Consider the following 16,433-nt stretch of genomic DNA (forward strand, 5'->3'; position numbering starts at 1 on the left):
TGTCTTTTCTACCCATAAAGCTTTGCCTGTCGACGCCGATAGAACGCTAAAGTGTCCAAGCGATTCATAAAAGGCGTTCACCATGCCCTATCGGCTGCTCTCTCTTTCCCCCGTTGCCCTGATCATACTCAGCACCACGCTTCTCACTGGTTGCGCCATCAATACCACCCAGGTCCCCATGGCCGCGACTTACCCCTACAGCGAGCAACGCAAGATGCAGGCCGCGCACCATTGGGAGGTGCTTGCCGCCTACGAGGCCGAGCGGATCGCGCGCAGTGCGCGTTTGGAAGGCCAGCCTTTGTTCGTGGCGGGCGGGAATCAGGCCATGCCGTTCGCCGACGGGTTCGGCTCGATGCTGACCAGCCACTTGGTAGCCAATGGCGCCATCGTTCGTACCGACCCGCTCGGCGCCGCCCAGGTCGATTACCGCGTTCAGGTCGTGGAACATGACGATCGCGACGGCATTCGGCCGCCGCCGGGCGCACTGACGACGATAGCCACCGGCATTGCCGTTGCAACCATCCCCATCAATCACTGGAGCGAGCCTGCGCTGGCGTTGATACCTGCCGCGGCAGGTGTCGATGCGTTCAGTGGCAGTTGGGCGAACGTGACCGACAAGGAGGTCATCATTACCACTCAGGTCAGCGAAAACAACCGGGTCCTCTATTCGTCATCTACCGTGTACTACATCAACCCGGAAGACGCGGACCACTACCGGGACGAGTCGATGTCGTTGAAGACGATCCCTCTCACCAACCGCTGGTAAAGGAGACAAGGCGAAATGATCCCCATGAATTGGCGAAACGGTCTCCTGGGTTTGGCGTTGTCCAGTGTATTGGCAATTTCCCTGTCAGGCTGCGCCACGCACGATAGCGACACGCTCGTCGTCAAGTCACCGGATACCGATATGATCGAACTGGTGGAAGAGGCCTCGGCGAGCCTGCTATCCAGCACGCGGGGGCTCTCCCCCGATCGGCCGATCATCTCGGCGACGTTCGTCGATATCGACGACTTGCAGCGCTCCTCGACGCTCGGTCGCACCTTGTCGGAACTATTCACCTCCGGCCTGGTGCAGGCGGGGTTGACCGTTATCGAAGTGAAGATGCGCGACAGCCTGTTCATCGAAGAGAGTACAGGGGAACTGATCCTCTCCCGCGACGTGCAACGCCTTTCACTGGCGCATGATGCCCAGGCCGTGCTCATCGGCACCTATGCCCAGGCGGAGCGCTCCGCTTATGTGAACGTGCGCATCGTAAGAGCGCGAGACAACACGATTCTCGGCGCCACCTCGATCAAGATGCCACTGGATCGCGATATTCGCGCGATGCTTCCTACGGCCTGGTAAGGCGGCGTGTCCGGTCGTGGCTAAATTCTATCGCCCGACTGCCGATAACTCTTGGTAAGTCGATATCGGCAAGCGATTTGTCACCCACCAACCGGCAAAGACAACAACAGGTGTTCCAATGACCTTCTCCCAGGCGACAGAGGTCCCTCTCGCGCATCCTTTCATCGAGGCTCTCGACTTGGCATTGCACCAGCTTGCCGCCAAGGATCGCTGCCTTCTCGACAATGATCGGATCAATGAGCGAGCACTGTCCTTTCGCCTGGCCATGCATCTCCAGGCGCACCTGCCCTCTTGGGAAATCGACTGCGAATACAACGGCTGGGACGTGCCATGTCATGCCATGAAGCATGTCGTCACGCCGACCCACGCCGCGGCCACCGAAGCGCGCACCGTCTTTCCCGACATTGCCGTACATCGACGCGAGACGGGCCAACGCCTTGCGCTCATCGAAATCGTCAAGAGTGGGAGTCGCTTCGGCAAGCATCAGGACACCAAGAAGCTGAAAGCCTACAAGACCCAGATGGGTTACGAGTTCGCGTTACTCTTGACTCTCGGGGTGGGTGCAGATGCCGGCAGTCATTACGCCGAAGTCATTGTTTGAAGCAAGGCGCCACAAGGCGGTTCCAATTTCCAGAACAGTAACAAGAGGGATCGTATGACTTCGCCATTGACCGATGCATCTTCCGCATCAGCCACGCCATCGCTCGACCAGGGACTGACGCCGCACCAGCGCCTGGAGAGCGTGCTATCGCATCTTCCTCGCCCAGCCGGCAGCCTGCTTGTCGAAGCATACGGCAATAGTGACGTTGCCCCAGGCGTGCGTTACCGCGAGCTGCTGGAACCGGTGCAGCGCATCAACGAGGTCATGCGCAGCTATGGCGTCGAGTTTCAGCTCCAGGAATTCGCGCAGGGCCAGCGCGTCGTGACGCGCATCGTCGATCGCGACAGCGGCGAGCTCATCCGTCAGATACCCAGCGAGGAAGTGCTGCGCATCGCTGAGTCGCTCGAGCAGATGCAAGGGAAATTGATCCATTTGCAGGCATGAGTCGGCCAGGTGGGGCAGCGCCGGTTCAAGGCCCTACGGTTTTCTCGACACCCGCCGATAACAGTTACCCAGGACGTCACTTTTCATTGAAGAAAGAGCCGCATGGAAGACTCCAGACCGGGCACAGCAATGACACCACAGGACATGCCACCTATCACCGGCAGCCGGCTCCAAGCCGCCGTTCAGGACAGTTTGCGCCTTGCCGCCCTGCAGTCGACGGGTCTGCTCGATACGCCTCGGGAGAAGCGCTTCGACACATTGACGCACTTGGCCTGCCAATTGTTCGACGTGCCTATCGCCCTGGTCAGCCTGATCGATGACAAGCGGCAGTGGTTCAAGTCACGCTGTGGACTAGATATCTCGGAAACCCCGGTAGAGCAGGCCTTCTGCGCCCATGCCGTCGAAGCCAACGACCTGCTGGTGATCCACGACGCGACTCTCGATGAGCGTTTTCAGGACAATCCACTGGTAACGGGACCACCGCATATCCGCTTTTATGCCGGCGCCCCCATTTACGGACGAAGCAAGTCGCCGCTTGGCACCCTCTGCATCATCAGTGACGCCCCCCGCGAGTTCAGCGACAGTGAGTGTGAAACGCTCGTCAGTCTGGCGCGCCTGGTCACCATCGAGATCGCTCACGGCATCGAATTCCCTATGCTGCCGTCTTCCATGCACGGCGAAGCGGCCTTGCAGCCGTCGGTCGAGGCACTGATCAACCGCGCGGAACAGCGCCATCTCGCCGGGACCCCGCCACGTTTGGCATTGCTGGAACTGCTTGACGACCTGCTGCGCCTGATGCAGTGCCAATATGGGTTGGTCGGTGAAATCAAGCATGTCGACACGACACCGATGCTGGAGATCACCGGCATGTCGTTCGGCAACGTCAGCGAGAAGATGCACAAATTTTTCATGCACGGCAGACGACGCCTGAGCCTGGCACGTATCAACGACATCACCCACGATCGCTTCGCGAAAACCGAGATCCAGATCTTCGATGGCAACGATTTCGCCTCGGTGACCGGCACGCTCCCAGACAACCATCCGCCTCTCGACAATGCACTGATGATCCCGTTCGTATCGGGCGATAGGAACATCGGTGTGATGCTGTTGGCCAACCGGGAATGCGGTTTCGATAACGACAGCATGCCGTGGATCCTCAAACCGCTGATGGATGTCGGCAGTCGCCTTTTGCTGTCGCTTCAGGAAGAGGAAGAAAAAGCCGCTCTGTATTCGACTCTCGAGGAGTTCCGCGCCACGCTGGACGCCACGCTGGACCTGATCCTGATCTTCGATGAGCAGTCGCATCGCATTACCTATTGCAATCAGGGCGCTCTGGAGCAGTTGGGCTACTCGAATAACGAACTGCAGGCCATGAAACCGGAGCAATTGCTGGATGCCAATGGTTCCGAAGGACTGGCCCAGCGCCTGGCGCCGCTCAAGCAGCACATGCGTTCGGTACGGCTGACGACCACGCTGCGTTGCCGCAATGGCGATGCCCTGCCCATTCAGGCAGTGATCCAACGCATCGAGCATCCAGGGTCCGGCCGGGCAAACTACGTTATCGTTGCCCGCGATCTGCGCGAATCGCTCAAGGCCCAACAGGAAATCGACTGGATCACCTGCCATGATCCGTTGACGCGCCAGCTCAATCGGGCCGGTTTTCTCCAGTCGCTGGCTGACAACTCGCCACACGCCAACGACTTGGCGCCGCTACAGATGGTGCTGGTGTGCGGAATAGACCGCTTCAAGCGGCTCAACGACGCGCATGGCACGGCCATCGCCGATACCGTGCTGTGCGAACTGGCAGACGCCCTGTCGTTATCATTGGCCAGTTATCCCAATGCCCTGCTGGGGCGCCTGGGTGGCGACGAGTTCGCCATTAGCGTCAACCTGCCGCACGACAGCAACGCCATCCACCTCGCCGACTGGCTGCGCCAGCAAGTCGAGCAATATCGTTTTTCCTCGGTCGAAGGACTGCAACTGACCATCAGCGCCGGTCTTGCCAGCTCCACAGGCGGCAAGGTAAAGCCCAACGAACTGCTACGCCGCGCCAATGCCGCACTGGTACGCGCCAAACGCCAGGGACGCAATCGCGTCAGGCAGTACATTAGCGGTATGCTCGATGAGGCCAGTCGCCATCAGACGATCGAACGCCGCTTGTCAGGTGCTTTCGCACGTGGCGACTTCCATCTCTTTTTCCAGCCCCAGTGGCTATTGTCAGATCTTTCTGCACCGATTGGCGCGGAAGTCCTGCTGCGTTGGCGCGACGACGAGTTGGACACCATCGGCCCCGATATTTTCATTCCGATTCTCGAAGAGAGTGGCCTGATGGTCGAGGTCGGACGCTGGATCATCGACCGGGCCCTGGATCATCTGGCGGCCAATCGTGATCGGCTGCCTGAAGACTTCTTCCTTAGCGTCAACGTCAGCGCCATCCAATTGATGGACGATGCACACTTGGCCGATCATGTGATCGAGGCATTGAAGCAACGCAACTTGCCAACCAGTGTTCTCGAGCTGGAAATCACCGAAACGGCACTGATCCAGTCACCGCACTGGGTCGGTCAGCAACTGCAGATGCTATACGAGTACGGCGTCTGCATCGCGCTGGACGACTTCGGCACTGGGTTTTCCTCGCTGTCGCATCTCAAGCAGTTCCCATTCGACACGGTCAAGATCGACAAATCGTTCATCGCCGGCCTGCCTGACTCGGCAGAAGATCGCGCCATCATCGAGTCGTTATTGACGCTGTGTCGCGGTTTCGGCCGCAATGTCTGCGCCGAAGGCATCGAGACCCCCGCCCAACTCGACTTCCTGCGCCGCTTGAACTGCGCCCGCGCCCAGGGCTACCTGCTCGCCCGCCCCAGTCCCGAGCTTCCCTTCACCCAACCGGTAAAAGAACTCGACCTTTGAACGCGCAAACAAAACCGCCAGTGGCCGATAGACCACTGGCGGTGTGTACGTTGGCTGCAAAACTGGAAACCAGGGGCCTAGACCTGCATGTTCATGATGTCTTTGTACGCCGTCACCAGGCGATTTCTCGTCTGCAACCCCATCTGAAACCCGACGCTGGCCTTTTGCATGTCGACCATCACGTCGTTCAACGCCACGCCGGGCTCGCCGGACTGAAAGGCGTCGAGCTTGGCATTCGCGGTTTGCTGCAGGCGATTGATGCGCTGGATCGAGGACTGCAATTCATTGGCGAAGCCGCCCTGTCCCACGGCCGTGGCAACGTGTTGACCTTTCGCAGCCTGACCGGCCGCCTGAGTGGCCAGCGTCTGCATCTGGCTCAGCGCCGACTGGATGGCAGGTGTCGTCATTGTCAATTTTCCTGGCGGTTTGCTAGTGATGGCAAGCCTACCAAGCCCTGCCATCAGGCCATATCAGCAAATGATAGTGAAATAATGGGCTTTTCTTCCCTTTAGCCTTTCCTTCCCTACGCATAATGGCACCCATCACCCGACCGCCCATGCCTGACGCAAATGCCCCGGACCTCGGGACGCTGTAAAGGCGCTGAGCGACGAACCGAGACGGATGCTGGAGCCAGACACCGAATGCACTCTGGACCGACCCGCGGCTACCGGGCCGACATCGCTACCACTGCCCATACGGGCCTCATTAATTTCGCCGGGAGGCGCGCATGACCGACGCCGCTTCGGCCAGCCAGACGACACCCCCGCAAAACGGACGTGACAAGGCGACCAACCAAGGGGGTCAGATGGCAGGGCTCGTTTCACAATTGCGCAGCAACCCCCGTGTCCCTCTACTGATTGCCGGGGCGGCAGCGATTGCCATCATTGCCGCCATGCTGCTCTGGGCTCGCGCGCCGGATTACCGCGTCCTGTACAGCAACCTAAGCGATGCCGACGGCGGCCGTATCGTCAACGAGCTGGATACGCGCGGCGTGCCCTATCGGTTTACTGAAGGCGGTGGCGCTCTGCTGGTCCCTGGCGATCAGGTGCACGCCTTGCGTCTGCAACTGGCGGAGCAGGGCCTGCCCCAGGCTGGCGATGTCGGCTTCGAGCTGATGGACAATCAGGCGTTCGGCATCAGTCAGTTCGCCGAGCAGATCAACTACCAGCGTGGCCTTGAGGGCGAACTGGCCCGCTCCATGCAATCGCTGGGTCCGGTTGCCCAGGCACGCATTCACCTGGCCATGGCCAAGCAGTCGGTGTTCGTACGCGAAAATGAGCCGGCCAAGGCCTCGGTCGTGCTGACGCTGCATCCCGGCCGTACGCTGAGCGACGGCCAGATCAGCGCTATCGTGCACATGGTGTCCAGCAGCGTGCCTGAGCTGGCCTCCGATGCGGTTACCGTCGTCGACCAGGCGGGCCGCCTGCTTTCTACCAGTGGCGGCGGTGCCCTGGGCAACCTGGACGGCACCCAGTTGAACTACGTCCAGGAAGTCGAGCGTTCCTATCAGATGCGCATCGAACGCATCCTGACCCCGATATTGGGCGCCACCAACATTCGCGCTCAGGTGGCGGCCGATGTCGATTTCTCCACCCGCGAGCAGACCGCCGAGCGCTACGCCCCCAACCAGGCACCCAACGAAGCTGCCATTCGTAGCCGTCAGCTCAACGAGAGCTATACCGGAGGTGACGAGTTGGCCATGGGTGTACCCGGCGCCTTGACCAATACGCCGCCGGGCGTGGCTCCCTCACCCATCGACGAAGGCCAGGACGCCGAAGGCGAGGAAGGGGAAGAAGGCGCCGATGGCGAGGCACAGGCCAACGACGCGGCTACGCCACCCAGCCGCCTGAACCGTGGCGACGTGGTCAACTACGAAGTCGATCGCAGCGTGGAACACGTCCAGTACCAGCGTGGTCAGGTCGAGCGCCTGTCCGCTGCCGTGGTCGTCAATTATCGCGACACCATCAACGATCAGGGCGAGCCGGTGCGAGAGCCGCTCGACGCTGCCGAATTGGAACAGATCGAACGCTTGATCAAGCAGGCCATGGGCTTCTCCGAGGCCCGCGGTGACGAGCTGGCCCTCGTCAACAGCGCGTTCGCTCAGGATGATATCAGCGCCGAACCGCCGCCCTGGTGGCAAACGCCGCAAGCCATCGAACTGGGCCTGACTCTCGGCCGCTATCTGTTGGTTGCACTGGCCGCTCTGTTCCTGTGGTTCATGGTGCTGCGCCCGATGGTCAAGCGTTATAGCCAACCGTCCACTGTGCCGAACATGGTTACGGAAAATCTGGCAGGCGAACCGGCCGTTGCCCTGAGCGCGGACGACGATGAGGATGACTCCGTCACTGCCGAAGACAGCTCACGTCGGCGCCGCCGCAAGGCCAACGCTTACGAACAGCACCTCAAGCAAGCGCGCGAGATGGCGTTGGAAGATCCACGCCTGGTCGCAATCGTCGTCAGAAGCTGGATGAACGAAAATGAGTAAGTTGAGCGGCGTCCGCCGCAGCGCGATTCTGTTGCTGTCCTTGGACGAGGACAGCGCCGCCGAAGTCTTCCGTCACCTCTCCACCAAGGAGGTGTCGGCGATCAGCCGCGAGATGGCGACCATCGACCAGATTTCCCACGAGGAGATGCGCCAGGTTCTCGACGAATTCCATGACGAGGCCGAACAGTTCGCTGCCCTCAACCTGCATTCCGGCGACCACATCCGCGCGGTACTGACCAAGGCGCTGGGTAACGAGCGCGCCTCGAGTCTGCTGGACGAGATACTCGACGCTCAGGGCACCAACTCGGGCATCGAGTCGCTCAATCTGATGGAAGCGCCGATGGTCTCCGAGCTGATCCGCGACGAGCATCCGCAGATCATCGCTACCATCCTGGTACACCTCGAGCGCCACCAGGCAGCCAATATACTCGAGCTGTTCGACGACAAGCTGCGCAATGACGTGGTACTGCGTATTGCCACGTTCAGCGGCGTGCAGCCGGCTGCCCTGCAGGAGCTGACCGAAGTTCTCGGCGGCATGCTCGACGGCCAGAACCTGCGTCGCAGCAAGATGGGCGGCGTGAGAACGGCGGCCGAGATCCTCAACCTGATGAACTCCTCCCAGGAGGAAGCCGTCATCGAGACCGTGCGGGCCCACAACGAGGACCTGGCACAGAAGATCATCGACGAGATGTTCCTGTTCGAGAATATCGTCGATATCGACGCTCGCGGCATTCAGCTCATTCTCAAGGAAGTCGACACCAACTCGCTGGTTGTGGCGCTCAAGGGCGCGCCGGATGCCTTGCTCGAGAAGTTCATGGCGAACATGTCCCAGCGGGCGGCCCAGTTGCTCCAGGAAGACCTCGAAGCGCGCGGTCCGATCCGGGTTTCCCAGGTCGAGGCCGAGCAGAAGTCCATTCTGCAAATCGTCCGCCGCCTGGCGGACAGTGGCGAGATCGTCATAGGCGGCGGAGACGACTCCTATGTCTGATCGGCAGGTCGTTCCGGAACACGATGACGGCTACTGGCGCCGCTGGGAGATGGACGAGCTCGGCACGCCGGAGCGTGACCTTCGCCAGCGTGAACGCTCGCGTCAGGAGGCCATTCGTCAGCAACTTTTCAAGCGTAACGCCGAACTCGAGGCCTTGCGCGAGAAGGCGCGCCAGGAAGCCTACGACGACGCCTACAAAAAGGGCTTCGAGGAAGGCCGCCAGGCCGGTTACGAAAAGGGCCTCGAGGAAGGCAGAACGGCTGGCGAACAAGAACTGCAACGCCAGACCCAGCAGGCCCTGGCCCCCCTGTTGCCCTTGGCGGAAGGCTATCGTGAAGCCCTCGACACCCTGGATGACGAGGTCGCCGAACGTCTCGTCGATCTGGCATTGACCACCGGCAGGCAACTCGCCAGAGAAGCGCTGGAGGCCCGCCCCGAGGTCATTCTGGATATCGTTCGCGAACTGTTGCATGCCGAGCCGTCGCTTTCCGGACGCCCCAGGCTCTGGCTGCACCCGGCGGATCTGACCTTGGTCAAGGCTCACTTGGGTGCCGAATTCGACGCCGCCGGCTGGCAGCTACAGCCCGACGACACGATCAGCCGCGGTGGCTGTCGCGCCACCAGTGCCAGTGGCGAGCTGGATGCCTCGCTGGAGTCGCGTTGGGAGCGCATCACCCGCCAGGTCCGCCGTCGTCACAACGACGGCCAGAACGACACTCAGCCTGGAGAACAGGCATGAGTGCGACGACGACAGCCGACAATCTTCATCGGCGACGTTGGCAAGAGGCCATCGGTGGCGTGCAGCAACGTGTCGGCGGTATCGCCGCCTATCGTGCCAGCGGCCGAATCGTGCGAGCGACCGGCCTGGTTCTCGAAGCGGTCGGTTTGCGCGTTCCGCTGGGCAGCGCCTGCCGCATCGAACTCTCCCCTCACCCGGCGACCGGCCAACCCGGCTCGGAACAGCCGCGTTTCGCCGAAGCGGAGGTGGTGGGGTTCTCCGGTGAAAAACTCTTTCTGATGCCATTGGAAGAAATCAGCGGATTGCTGCCCGGTTCGCGTGTCTTTCCTCTCGGCGACGGCAACGAGAACGGGAGTGCACGGCGCTTTCCGCTCGGCGACAGTCTGCTCGGCCGCGTCGTCGATGGCAGCGGCCGTCCGCTGGACGGCAAGGGTCCGCTGACCGATGCCCCGCATGCGCCACTCGCCACGCCACCGCTCAATCCGTTGTCGCGTGCCCCGATCGATACCCAGATCGATGTCGGCATTCGCGCCATCAACGGACTGTTGAGCGTGGGTCGCGGACAGCGCATGGGACTGTTCGCCGGCTCCGGTGTCGGCAAGTCCGTGCTGCTGGGCATGATGGCCCGCTATACCCAGGCCGACGTGATCGTTGTCGGTCTGATCGGCGAGCGTGGTCGTGAGGTGCAGGACTTCATCCATAACATCCTTGGCGCCGAAGGCCGTCGCCGCTCGGTGGTCGTCGCCGCGCCTGCCGATACCTCGCCATTGCAGCGGCTACAAGGTGCCGCCTATGCCACGCGCCTGGCCGAAGGCTTCCGCGATGCCGGACGCAACGTGCTGCTGATCATGGACTCGCTGACACGCTATGCCATGGCACAGCGCGAGATCGCGTTGGCAATCGGCGAGCCGCCGGCGACCAAGGGTTATCCGCCCTCGGTGTTCGCCAAATTGCCGAGCCTCGTCGAGCGTGCCGGCAACGGCATGCAGGGCGGCGGATCGATTACCGCCTTTTATACCGTATTGACCGAAGGCGACGATCAGCAGGACCCCATCGCCGACTCGGCGCGCGCCATCCTCGACGGGCACATCGTGCTGTCACGGGCGCTGGCCGAAAGCGGCCACTACCCTGCCATCGATATCGAAGCGTCGATCAGTCGCGTCATGACCGCTGTCGTCAGCGGCGATCAGTTACGCCAGGCCCAGCGTTTCAAGCAATTGGTGTCACGTTATCAGCGTAACCGCGACCTGATCAGCGTAGGTGCCTATACACCGGGCCACGATCCTCAGCTCGACCAGGCGGTAAGCATGTATCCGAGACTCGAGCAGTTCCTGCAGCAACGCATTGACGAGCGCTCCGACATACCGCAAACGCACCAGTCCCTAAGCGCGCTGGTTCCGGCCTGAACATGAGGTAGCTTGCCTGCCCCGTGGACGAAATCGACGAGAAAGTGCCGTTTACGCACGGTAACTCTCGCTTTGGTTTCACGCGGCATGCTCGAAAATGGTAACAGGTCCGCCCCTGCGGCCAGGCCCAAGTCTACCCAGAAGGAACGATCCCATGGTCCAAGCAACGACTCCGTTGGATACGTTGATTTCATTGACTCGCGATACTCGCGACAACGCCAGTATAGAGCTGGGCAATTTGCGCCGCGACCTGCAGAGCGCCAACGCCCAACTCGAGACGCTGACGCGTTATCGCTTCGAGTATCGTCAACGTCTGCAACAGGCCATGGAATCGGGCATCGGTCCTGACAGCTGGCGTAACTATCAGCAGTTTCTCGCCTCGCTGGACGCCGCCATTGCGCGTGCCCGGCAGACTCTCGGCGAGCGCGAAGCACGCCTGAATCAGGGTCAGAAACGTTGGCAGAACGAGCAACGCAAGCTGTCCGCCTACGATACCTTGGCGACACGCCGGGAAACGGCAGTCCAGCAGCGCGCCAACCGGCAGGAACAACGCCTGGCCGATGAAATGGCCGCCGGGCTCGTCCTGCGTCGCCAGCGTCAAGAAACGAATTCCGAACCCAGTCACTGAGGCAGCCAGCTCCATGGAACTTTCTCAACTGCTCGCCGGCAGCAGCAACGCCACCTCGCTGCCCTTGGGCAAAGGCGAAGGCAAGCCCAGTGGCAACGGCGACGCCGAGTTTGCACGTGTGTACAAACAGGCAGGCGAAACAATGAAAGCAAAGCTGGGCAATGGAGAGGCCTCCTCTACGCCAGCTTTGACGCTAGGAATCAGTCACGAGCCAAGCGTAGACAATGAACGCTCCGGGACAACATTCAGTGTAGATACGCTGGCAACGTTAAACGAGCTCCTTGAAAGCGATCCATCAGAGCAGAACGCGCTGATCGCTGCTCTCCCGGGCGAGCTGTCCCCGCTGACGCAGCAGGTCGTTCAAGCCATCGAAGGCAGTCTATTGGGTGGCGCTCAGCCTGCGAACCAGCAGAACGGGGAATCGACTGCCATGCAGGCCGGGAGCGCCTCATCCATTGCCACGACACTCTCGTCCTTGCCGGCAGGTGACGGTGAGCTACTGGCCGATATCCGCCAGCGCATGAACGCGATTGCCAGCGCGCAGCGCGGCGATACGCTTCCTGCCGAGCAGGGAACGAAGCTAGCCGCCAACGCAGCGCAACTGGTCACCGATGCCAATAGCGAACGGGCCATTACAGCGACCGCCGATAGCCAGTCGGCGGGGCTACGCCACCAGCAATTGACGGCACAAGGCATGCAGGCGCTGACGCAACAGGGCACCACGCTCCAGCAGATGGCGCCTCAACCAACCGGTAATTTCGCCGATGCGATTGCCGCCGTCACCGCTGATGACAATGCCCTACCCACCCGGCACGGCTCCGAAGGCTCGTTCAGCCAATCACTGCTGGGGATGGCTTCGCCGACCGGCACTGCGGCCAACGCCGGCAATGCTAGCATGCTCCCCACCGGGCAATTACCTCCGACGCTGACGGCCCCGCTGGCTTCGGCTCAGTGGCAACAGGGCCTGGGACAGCAATTGGTGGCTTTGCATCAGCGTGGTGGTCAGCAGGTCGAGCTTCATCTGCACCCTGCCGAGCTGGGCCCACTCTCGATCAGCCTCAAGATGGATGATCAGCTTGCCCAGGCGCAGTTCTTCTCGGCCAACCCGCAGGTCCGCGCCGCCGTCGAACAGGCCATACCGCAACTGCGCGAAGCGCTGGAGGAAAGCGGTATCCAGTTGGGCGAAGCCATGGTGGGCGAGCATCAGCAGCGTGACGATGGCCGCGACCAGGCGTCAGGGGGTAACCGCGCCATGGCCAGCCTGAACGAAGACGGTTCGGTGGCTGCCTCGGACGACACCATGGCGAGCGCACGAGCATCGACGATCACTACCGACAGTAGCGCAATCGATCTTTACGCCTGACGTCGCCCTTCAAGAACGGCCGATGCGGCCGATACCTAATAGAGCCTGTGCGCGATTCTGCGACAGGCTCTACGGCTATCTGGAACGCAGCAAGCCCGGCGGCCGGACAAAGCCTAGAGATAAGCGTGTATCGGCAGCTTTTTCCATCCTTGCCCGAGGCAAGGCTGCCCGCATAATTCCCACAGAAACATCGACCAACGACGGCGTGAGCAATGGCCAAGAACCCCAATGCAGGAACGAGTCGCAAGCCCTGGTGGCTGCTAGGTATCATCCTCATCGTGATTTCGATGGCCAGCTCAGCGGCCGTCTACTTCCTGCTCGACTCAAAGAGCGAGGCCAGTACCGAGGAAGCCCAGCAATCGGCCGACCCCATCAAGCCGGAGCCTCCCATCTTCGTGACCGTGTCGCCATTCACGGTCAATCTGCAAAGCGACCAGTACGAGCAGCGCCTGCTATACGTCGGTTTGTCGTTCAAGGTGGGCGATGAGGTCACGCGCGAGATGCTCGAGCAGAACATGCCTCAGTTGCGTAGCCGGTTGCTCCTGCTGTTCTCCAGCCAGCATGCCGAAGGCCTGACGAGCCCTGAGGGCAAGCGAGCGCTATCGCAGCAAATTCTGGCGCTTTTCGACGAGCCGTTCAGCGATCCCCAGCCCGAGCTGGCGGTCAACGACGTCCTCTACACCGACTTTATCGTGCAATAGGGACACCATGTCTCAAGACGATCTGCTCTCGCAGGATGAGATCGACGCCCTTCTCAAGGGCGTCAGTGGCGACGACGATGCGGGCCCCGGCAGCGACAACGCCGCTTCTTCCCGCATTCGCCCCTACGATCCGGCGACCCAGCACCGGATCATCCGGGAACGTCTGCATGCGCTGGACATCATCAACGAACGCTTCGCTCGTCAGTTCCGCATGAGCCTGTTCAACCTGTTGCGGCGCAGTGCCGACATCACGGTGGACAGCGTGCGTTACCAGAGCTATAGCGAGTTTTCGCGCCATATTCCGGTCCCCACCAACGTCAACCTGATTTCCATGAAGCCGCTGCGCGGTACCGCCCTGGTGGTGTTCCCGCCCAGCCTGGTGTTCATGGTGGTCGACAACCTGTTCGGTGGCGATGGACGCTTCCTGACCAAATCGGAAGGCCGCGAATTCACGCATACCGAGCAGCGCATCATCCATCGCCTGCTGCACCTGGCCATCGATGCCTACCAGGATGCCTGGAAGTCGGTTTTCCCGCTGGAGATCGACTACACGCGTTCCGAAATGCAGCTGCGTTTTGCCAACGTCACCAGTTCACCCAATGAAATCGTGGTCACCAGCACCTTCCATCTGGAAGTCGGTAATCTGGCCAGCGATTTCCAGGTGTGCATGCCCTACTCGATGATCGAGCCGATTCGCGACCTGCTGTCCGGTCCGTTGACCGATAACCATGCCGACGAGGAGAGCCAGTGGGGCCAACGCATGGCAGGCGAGATCAAGCAGTCCCACGTCGAGCTGGTCGCCGACTTCATCGATCTCTCGACCAGCCTCGGCCGGGTCATGTCGCTCAAGGTAGGCGATGTGCTCCCGCTGGAGCTCCCCGATATCGTCACGGCACGTGTCGATGGCGTCCCGGTCATGGAGTGTGAATTCGGCAGCCAGCACGGCCAACGTGCACTGCGCGTACGCCACCTGATCGACCATGTCGCCAACAATGCCAAGTTCAAGTTCACCCCCGGGCTGTTGAAGCAAGCCAAGGAATCCGACAATGACTGACCCCAAGAAACCCGAACAGAACAGCACCGACGACGCTTGGGCGGACGCCATGGCCGAACAGGGGGCTGGCGAGACGTCATCCGACGAGGACGATCCCTGGGCGGCTGCCTTCGCCGAACAGGCCGAGGTGGAAGCCGAGCTGAAGGTCGACGCCGCCAGTAGCCAGGCTACCGCCGCCGGCGACCAGGTATTCAAGCCGTTGGATTCCAGCGCCAGCAGCGGTACCATGCGCGACCTGGAAATGATCATGGACATCCCGGTCAAGTTGACCGTGGAGCTTGGCCGCACTCGCATCACCATCAAGCAACTGCTGGAGTTGGCGCAGGGCTCGGTGATCGAACTCGACGGCTTGGCCGGCGAGCCCATGGATATCCTGATCAACGGTTATTTGATCGCCCAGGGTGAAGTCGTCGTGGTCGATGACAAGTACGGCATCCGTATCACCGAAATCATCACACCATCCGAGCGCGTGCAGAAACTCAACCGATGAGCCAAGCTTCCGCGACACAGGGCGCCGCCGATACGCTGAGCGGCGCTCAGGGGGACGCCCTGCTGGGTCTGGCCACACTGGGCAAGACCGCCTTGGCGCTTGCCCTGGTGATCGCCGTCATCCTGCTTTGCAGCGCGTTTCTCAAGCGCCTCGGGCCGGGACGCACGGGCCATAATCGGCATCTCAAGGTCGTCGCCAGTACCGCCGTCGGCCAGCGCGAGCGTGTGGTCATCGTCGATGTCGAAGGCACCTGGCTGGTGCTGGGTGTGGGTGGCGGCGAGGTGACCCGGCTCCATGAAATGCCGGCACCCAAGCAGGATGAGTCCCTTCCTCCGCCTAGCGAAACCGACGGGTTTGCGTCACGTTTTGCCAGCGCCATGCGCCAGAACGCGCGCAGCAAATTCACGCGAAGCGATAAGCGCTCCGGAGAGGATGTGTGACGTTGCCAGCTTTTTTCCTGTCGTCTTTTCCGCAGGCCAAGCCCTTGCGTCTCGGCTTGTTTTCGATCCTCGCAACCATAGCCATAATCGCTCTTCTCTGGCCGCAGGCCGGGTGGGCGCAGGCCACCATACCCGGTATCGTCACGCAGCCGCTGGAAGATGGCGGCCAACAATGGTCACTGAGCCTGCAGACCCTGCTGCTGCTCAGTTCGATGGCTTTTTTGCCCGCCATCCTGTTGATGATGACCAGCTTCACTCGCATCATCATCGTACTCGGCCTGTTGCGCACCGCCATGGGCACGCAGTCCGCACCGCCGAATCAGGTCCTGCTTGGCCTCGCACTGTTTCTGACGTTTTTCATCATGTCGCCTGTGCTCAACCAGGCCTACGAGGTTGCCTGGCAGCCGTTTTCCGATCAGCAGATCAATTTCGACGAATTCCTGCAACTGGCCAGCCAGCCGTTCCGGGAGTTCATGCTGGCGCAGACCCGTGAGCCGGATATTGCGCTTTTTGGTCGCCTGGCCGATGCCGGTACTTTCCAAGGGCCGGAAGACGTGCCCATGCGCGTCCTGCTACCGGCTTTCGTGACCAGCGAACTGAAGACGGCATTCCAGATCGGCTTCACCATTTTCATCCCGTTTCTGATCATCGACCTCGTCGTCGCCAGCGTGCTAATGGCGCTGGGGATGATGATGGTTCCTCCGGCGACCATCTCCCTGCCCTTCAAGTTGATGCTGTTCGTGCTGGTGGATGGGTGGCAGCTACTGATCGGCTCGTTGGCCGAAAGCTTCTATATCTAGGCGCCGCGCGATCCCCAGCGGCTGTTTGTCCATTAA

Annotated in this window: 17 protein-coding genes; 16 read left to right on the forward strand and 1 reads right to left on the reverse strand. The window is 61.2% G+C overall.

Features of this window, described 5'->3' with window-relative positions:
* Nucleotides 1-82: 82 nt before the first annotated feature.
* The 5 genes from MHM84_RS02450 (at nucleotide 83) to MHM84_RS02470 (ending at nucleotide 5,303) form a co-directional block, all read left to right on the forward strand.
* Nucleotides 83-766 (forward strand): hypothetical protein, encoded by a 684-nt coding sequence (locus tag MHM84_RS02450; protein ID WP_239262068.1) that lies wholly within the window; start codon nucleotides 83-85, stop codon nucleotides 764-766.
* A gap of 24 nt (nucleotides 767-790) precedes the next feature.
* Complete coding sequence (locus MHM84_RS02455; protein ID WP_239262070.1) at nucleotides 791-1,345, forward strand: FlgO family outer membrane protein; 555 nt, start codon at nucleotides 791-793, stop codon at nucleotides 1,343-1,345.
* 118 nt (nucleotides 1,346-1,463) lie between these two features.
* Nucleotides 1,464-1,946 (forward strand): hypothetical protein, encoded by a 483-nt coding sequence (locus tag MHM84_RS02460; RefSeq protein WP_239262072.1) that lies wholly within the window; start codon nucleotides 1,464-1,466, stop codon nucleotides 1,944-1,946.
* Nucleotides 1,947-2,000: 54 nt separating this feature from the next.
* A complete protein-coding gene (locus tag MHM84_RS02465; RefSeq protein WP_239262074.1) occupies nucleotides 2,001-2,390 on the forward strand; it encodes a flagellar protein FlaG in 390 nt (129 codons plus the stop codon).
* 102 nt (nucleotides 2,391-2,492) lie between these two features.
* Nucleotides 2,493-5,303: an EAL domain-containing protein gene (locus MHM84_RS02470; protein WP_239262076.1), complete on the forward strand. Its 2,811-nt coding sequence runs from the start codon at nucleotides 2,493-2,495 to the stop codon at nucleotides 5,301-5,303.
* A 77-nt stretch (nucleotides 5,304-5,380) separates the two neighbouring features.
* On the opposite strand, the gene fliE is transcribed toward MHM84_RS02470, so the two are convergent.
* Nucleotides 5,381-5,710, reverse strand: coding sequence for a flagellar hook-basal body complex protein FliE (gene fliE / locus MHM84_RS02475; protein ID WP_239262078.1), 330 nt, complete (start codon nucleotides 5,708-5,710; stop codon nucleotides 5,381-5,383).
* A gap of 320 nt (nucleotides 5,711-6,030) precedes the next feature.
* Between fliE and fliF the strand changes: the two genes are divergently transcribed.
* The 11 genes from fliF to fliP all read left to right on the forward strand — a co-directional run bounded on the left by fliF (nucleotide 6,031) and on the right by fliP (nucleotide 16,397).
* The gene (fliF, locus tag MHM84_RS02480) at nucleotides 6,031-7,788 is read left to right on the forward strand and encodes a flagellar basal-body MS-ring/collar protein FliF (protein ID WP_239262081.1); all 1,758 of its coding nucleotides are present in this window, start codon (nucleotides 6,031-6,033) and stop codon (nucleotides 7,786-7,788) included.
* Nucleotides 7,781-8,776, forward strand: coding sequence for a flagellar motor switch protein FliG (gene fliG / locus MHM84_RS02485; protein WP_239262083.1), 996 nt, complete (start codon nucleotides 7,781-7,783; stop codon nucleotides 8,774-8,776). The genes fliF and fliG overlap by 8 nt, the downstream gene beginning before the upstream one ends.
* Entirely contained in the window at nucleotides 8,769-9,515 is a 747-nt protein-coding gene (gene fliH / locus MHM84_RS02490) for a flagellar assembly protein FliH (protein ID WP_239262086.1), read from the forward strand. The genes fliG and fliH overlap by 8 nt, the downstream gene beginning before the upstream one ends.
* Complete coding sequence (fliI, locus tag MHM84_RS02495) at nucleotides 9,512-10,921, forward strand: flagellar protein export ATPase FliI (RefSeq protein WP_239262088.1); 1,410 nt, start codon at nucleotides 9,512-9,514, stop codon at nucleotides 10,919-10,921. The genes fliH and fliI overlap by 4 nt, the downstream gene beginning before the upstream one ends.
* A 154-nt stretch (nucleotides 10,922-11,075) precedes the next feature.
* The gene (gene fliJ / locus MHM84_RS02500) at nucleotides 11,076-11,549 is read left to right on the forward strand and encodes a flagellar export protein FliJ (RefSeq protein WP_239262090.1); all 474 of its coding nucleotides are present in this window, start codon (nucleotides 11,076-11,078) and stop codon (nucleotides 11,547-11,549) included.
* Nucleotides 11,550-11,562: 13 nt separating this feature from the next.
* Nucleotides 11,563-12,912, forward strand: a complete 1,350-nt coding sequence (locus MHM84_RS02505; RefSeq protein WP_239262092.1) for a flagellar hook-length control protein FliK — start codon at nucleotides 11,563-11,565, stop codon at nucleotides 12,910-12,912.
* A 212-nt stretch (nucleotides 12,913-13,124) separates the two neighbouring features.
* Nucleotides 13,125-13,613, forward strand: a complete 489-nt coding sequence (gene fliL, locus MHM84_RS02510; protein ID WP_239262094.1) for a flagellar basal body-associated protein FliL — start codon at nucleotides 13,125-13,127, stop codon at nucleotides 13,611-13,613.
* A 7-nt stretch (nucleotides 13,614-13,620) separates the two neighbouring features.
* A complete protein-coding gene (gene fliM, locus MHM84_RS02515) occupies nucleotides 13,621-14,667 on the forward strand; it encodes a flagellar motor switch protein FliM (RefSeq protein ID WP_239262096.1) in 1,047 nt (348 codons plus the stop codon).
* Entirely contained in the window at nucleotides 14,660-15,157 is a 498-nt protein-coding gene (gene fliN, locus MHM84_RS02520) for a flagellar motor switch protein FliN (RefSeq protein ID WP_239262098.1), read from the forward strand. Before fliM ends, fliN begins: the two co-directional genes overlap by 8 nt.
* The gene (gene fliO / locus MHM84_RS02525) at nucleotides 15,154-15,597 is read left to right on the forward strand and encodes a flagellar biosynthetic protein FliO (RefSeq protein ID WP_239262100.1); all 444 of its coding nucleotides are present in this window, start codon (nucleotides 15,154-15,156) and stop codon (nucleotides 15,595-15,597) included. The genes fliN and fliO overlap by 4 nt, the downstream gene beginning before the upstream one ends.
* Before the next feature lie 77 nt (nucleotides 15,598-15,674).
* Nucleotides 15,675-16,397: a flagellar type III secretion system pore protein FliP gene (gene fliP / locus MHM84_RS02530; RefSeq protein ID WP_239263797.1), complete on the forward strand. Its 723-nt coding sequence runs from the start codon at nucleotides 15,675-15,677 to the stop codon at nucleotides 16,395-16,397.
* The last annotated feature ends 36 nt before the right edge of the window (nucleotides 16,398-16,433 follow it).

Source organism: Halomonas sp. McH1-25 (assembly GCF_022348165.1).
Taxonomy (GTDB): domain Bacteria; phylum Pseudomonadota; class Gammaproteobacteria; order Pseudomonadales; family Halomonadaceae; genus Modicisalibacter.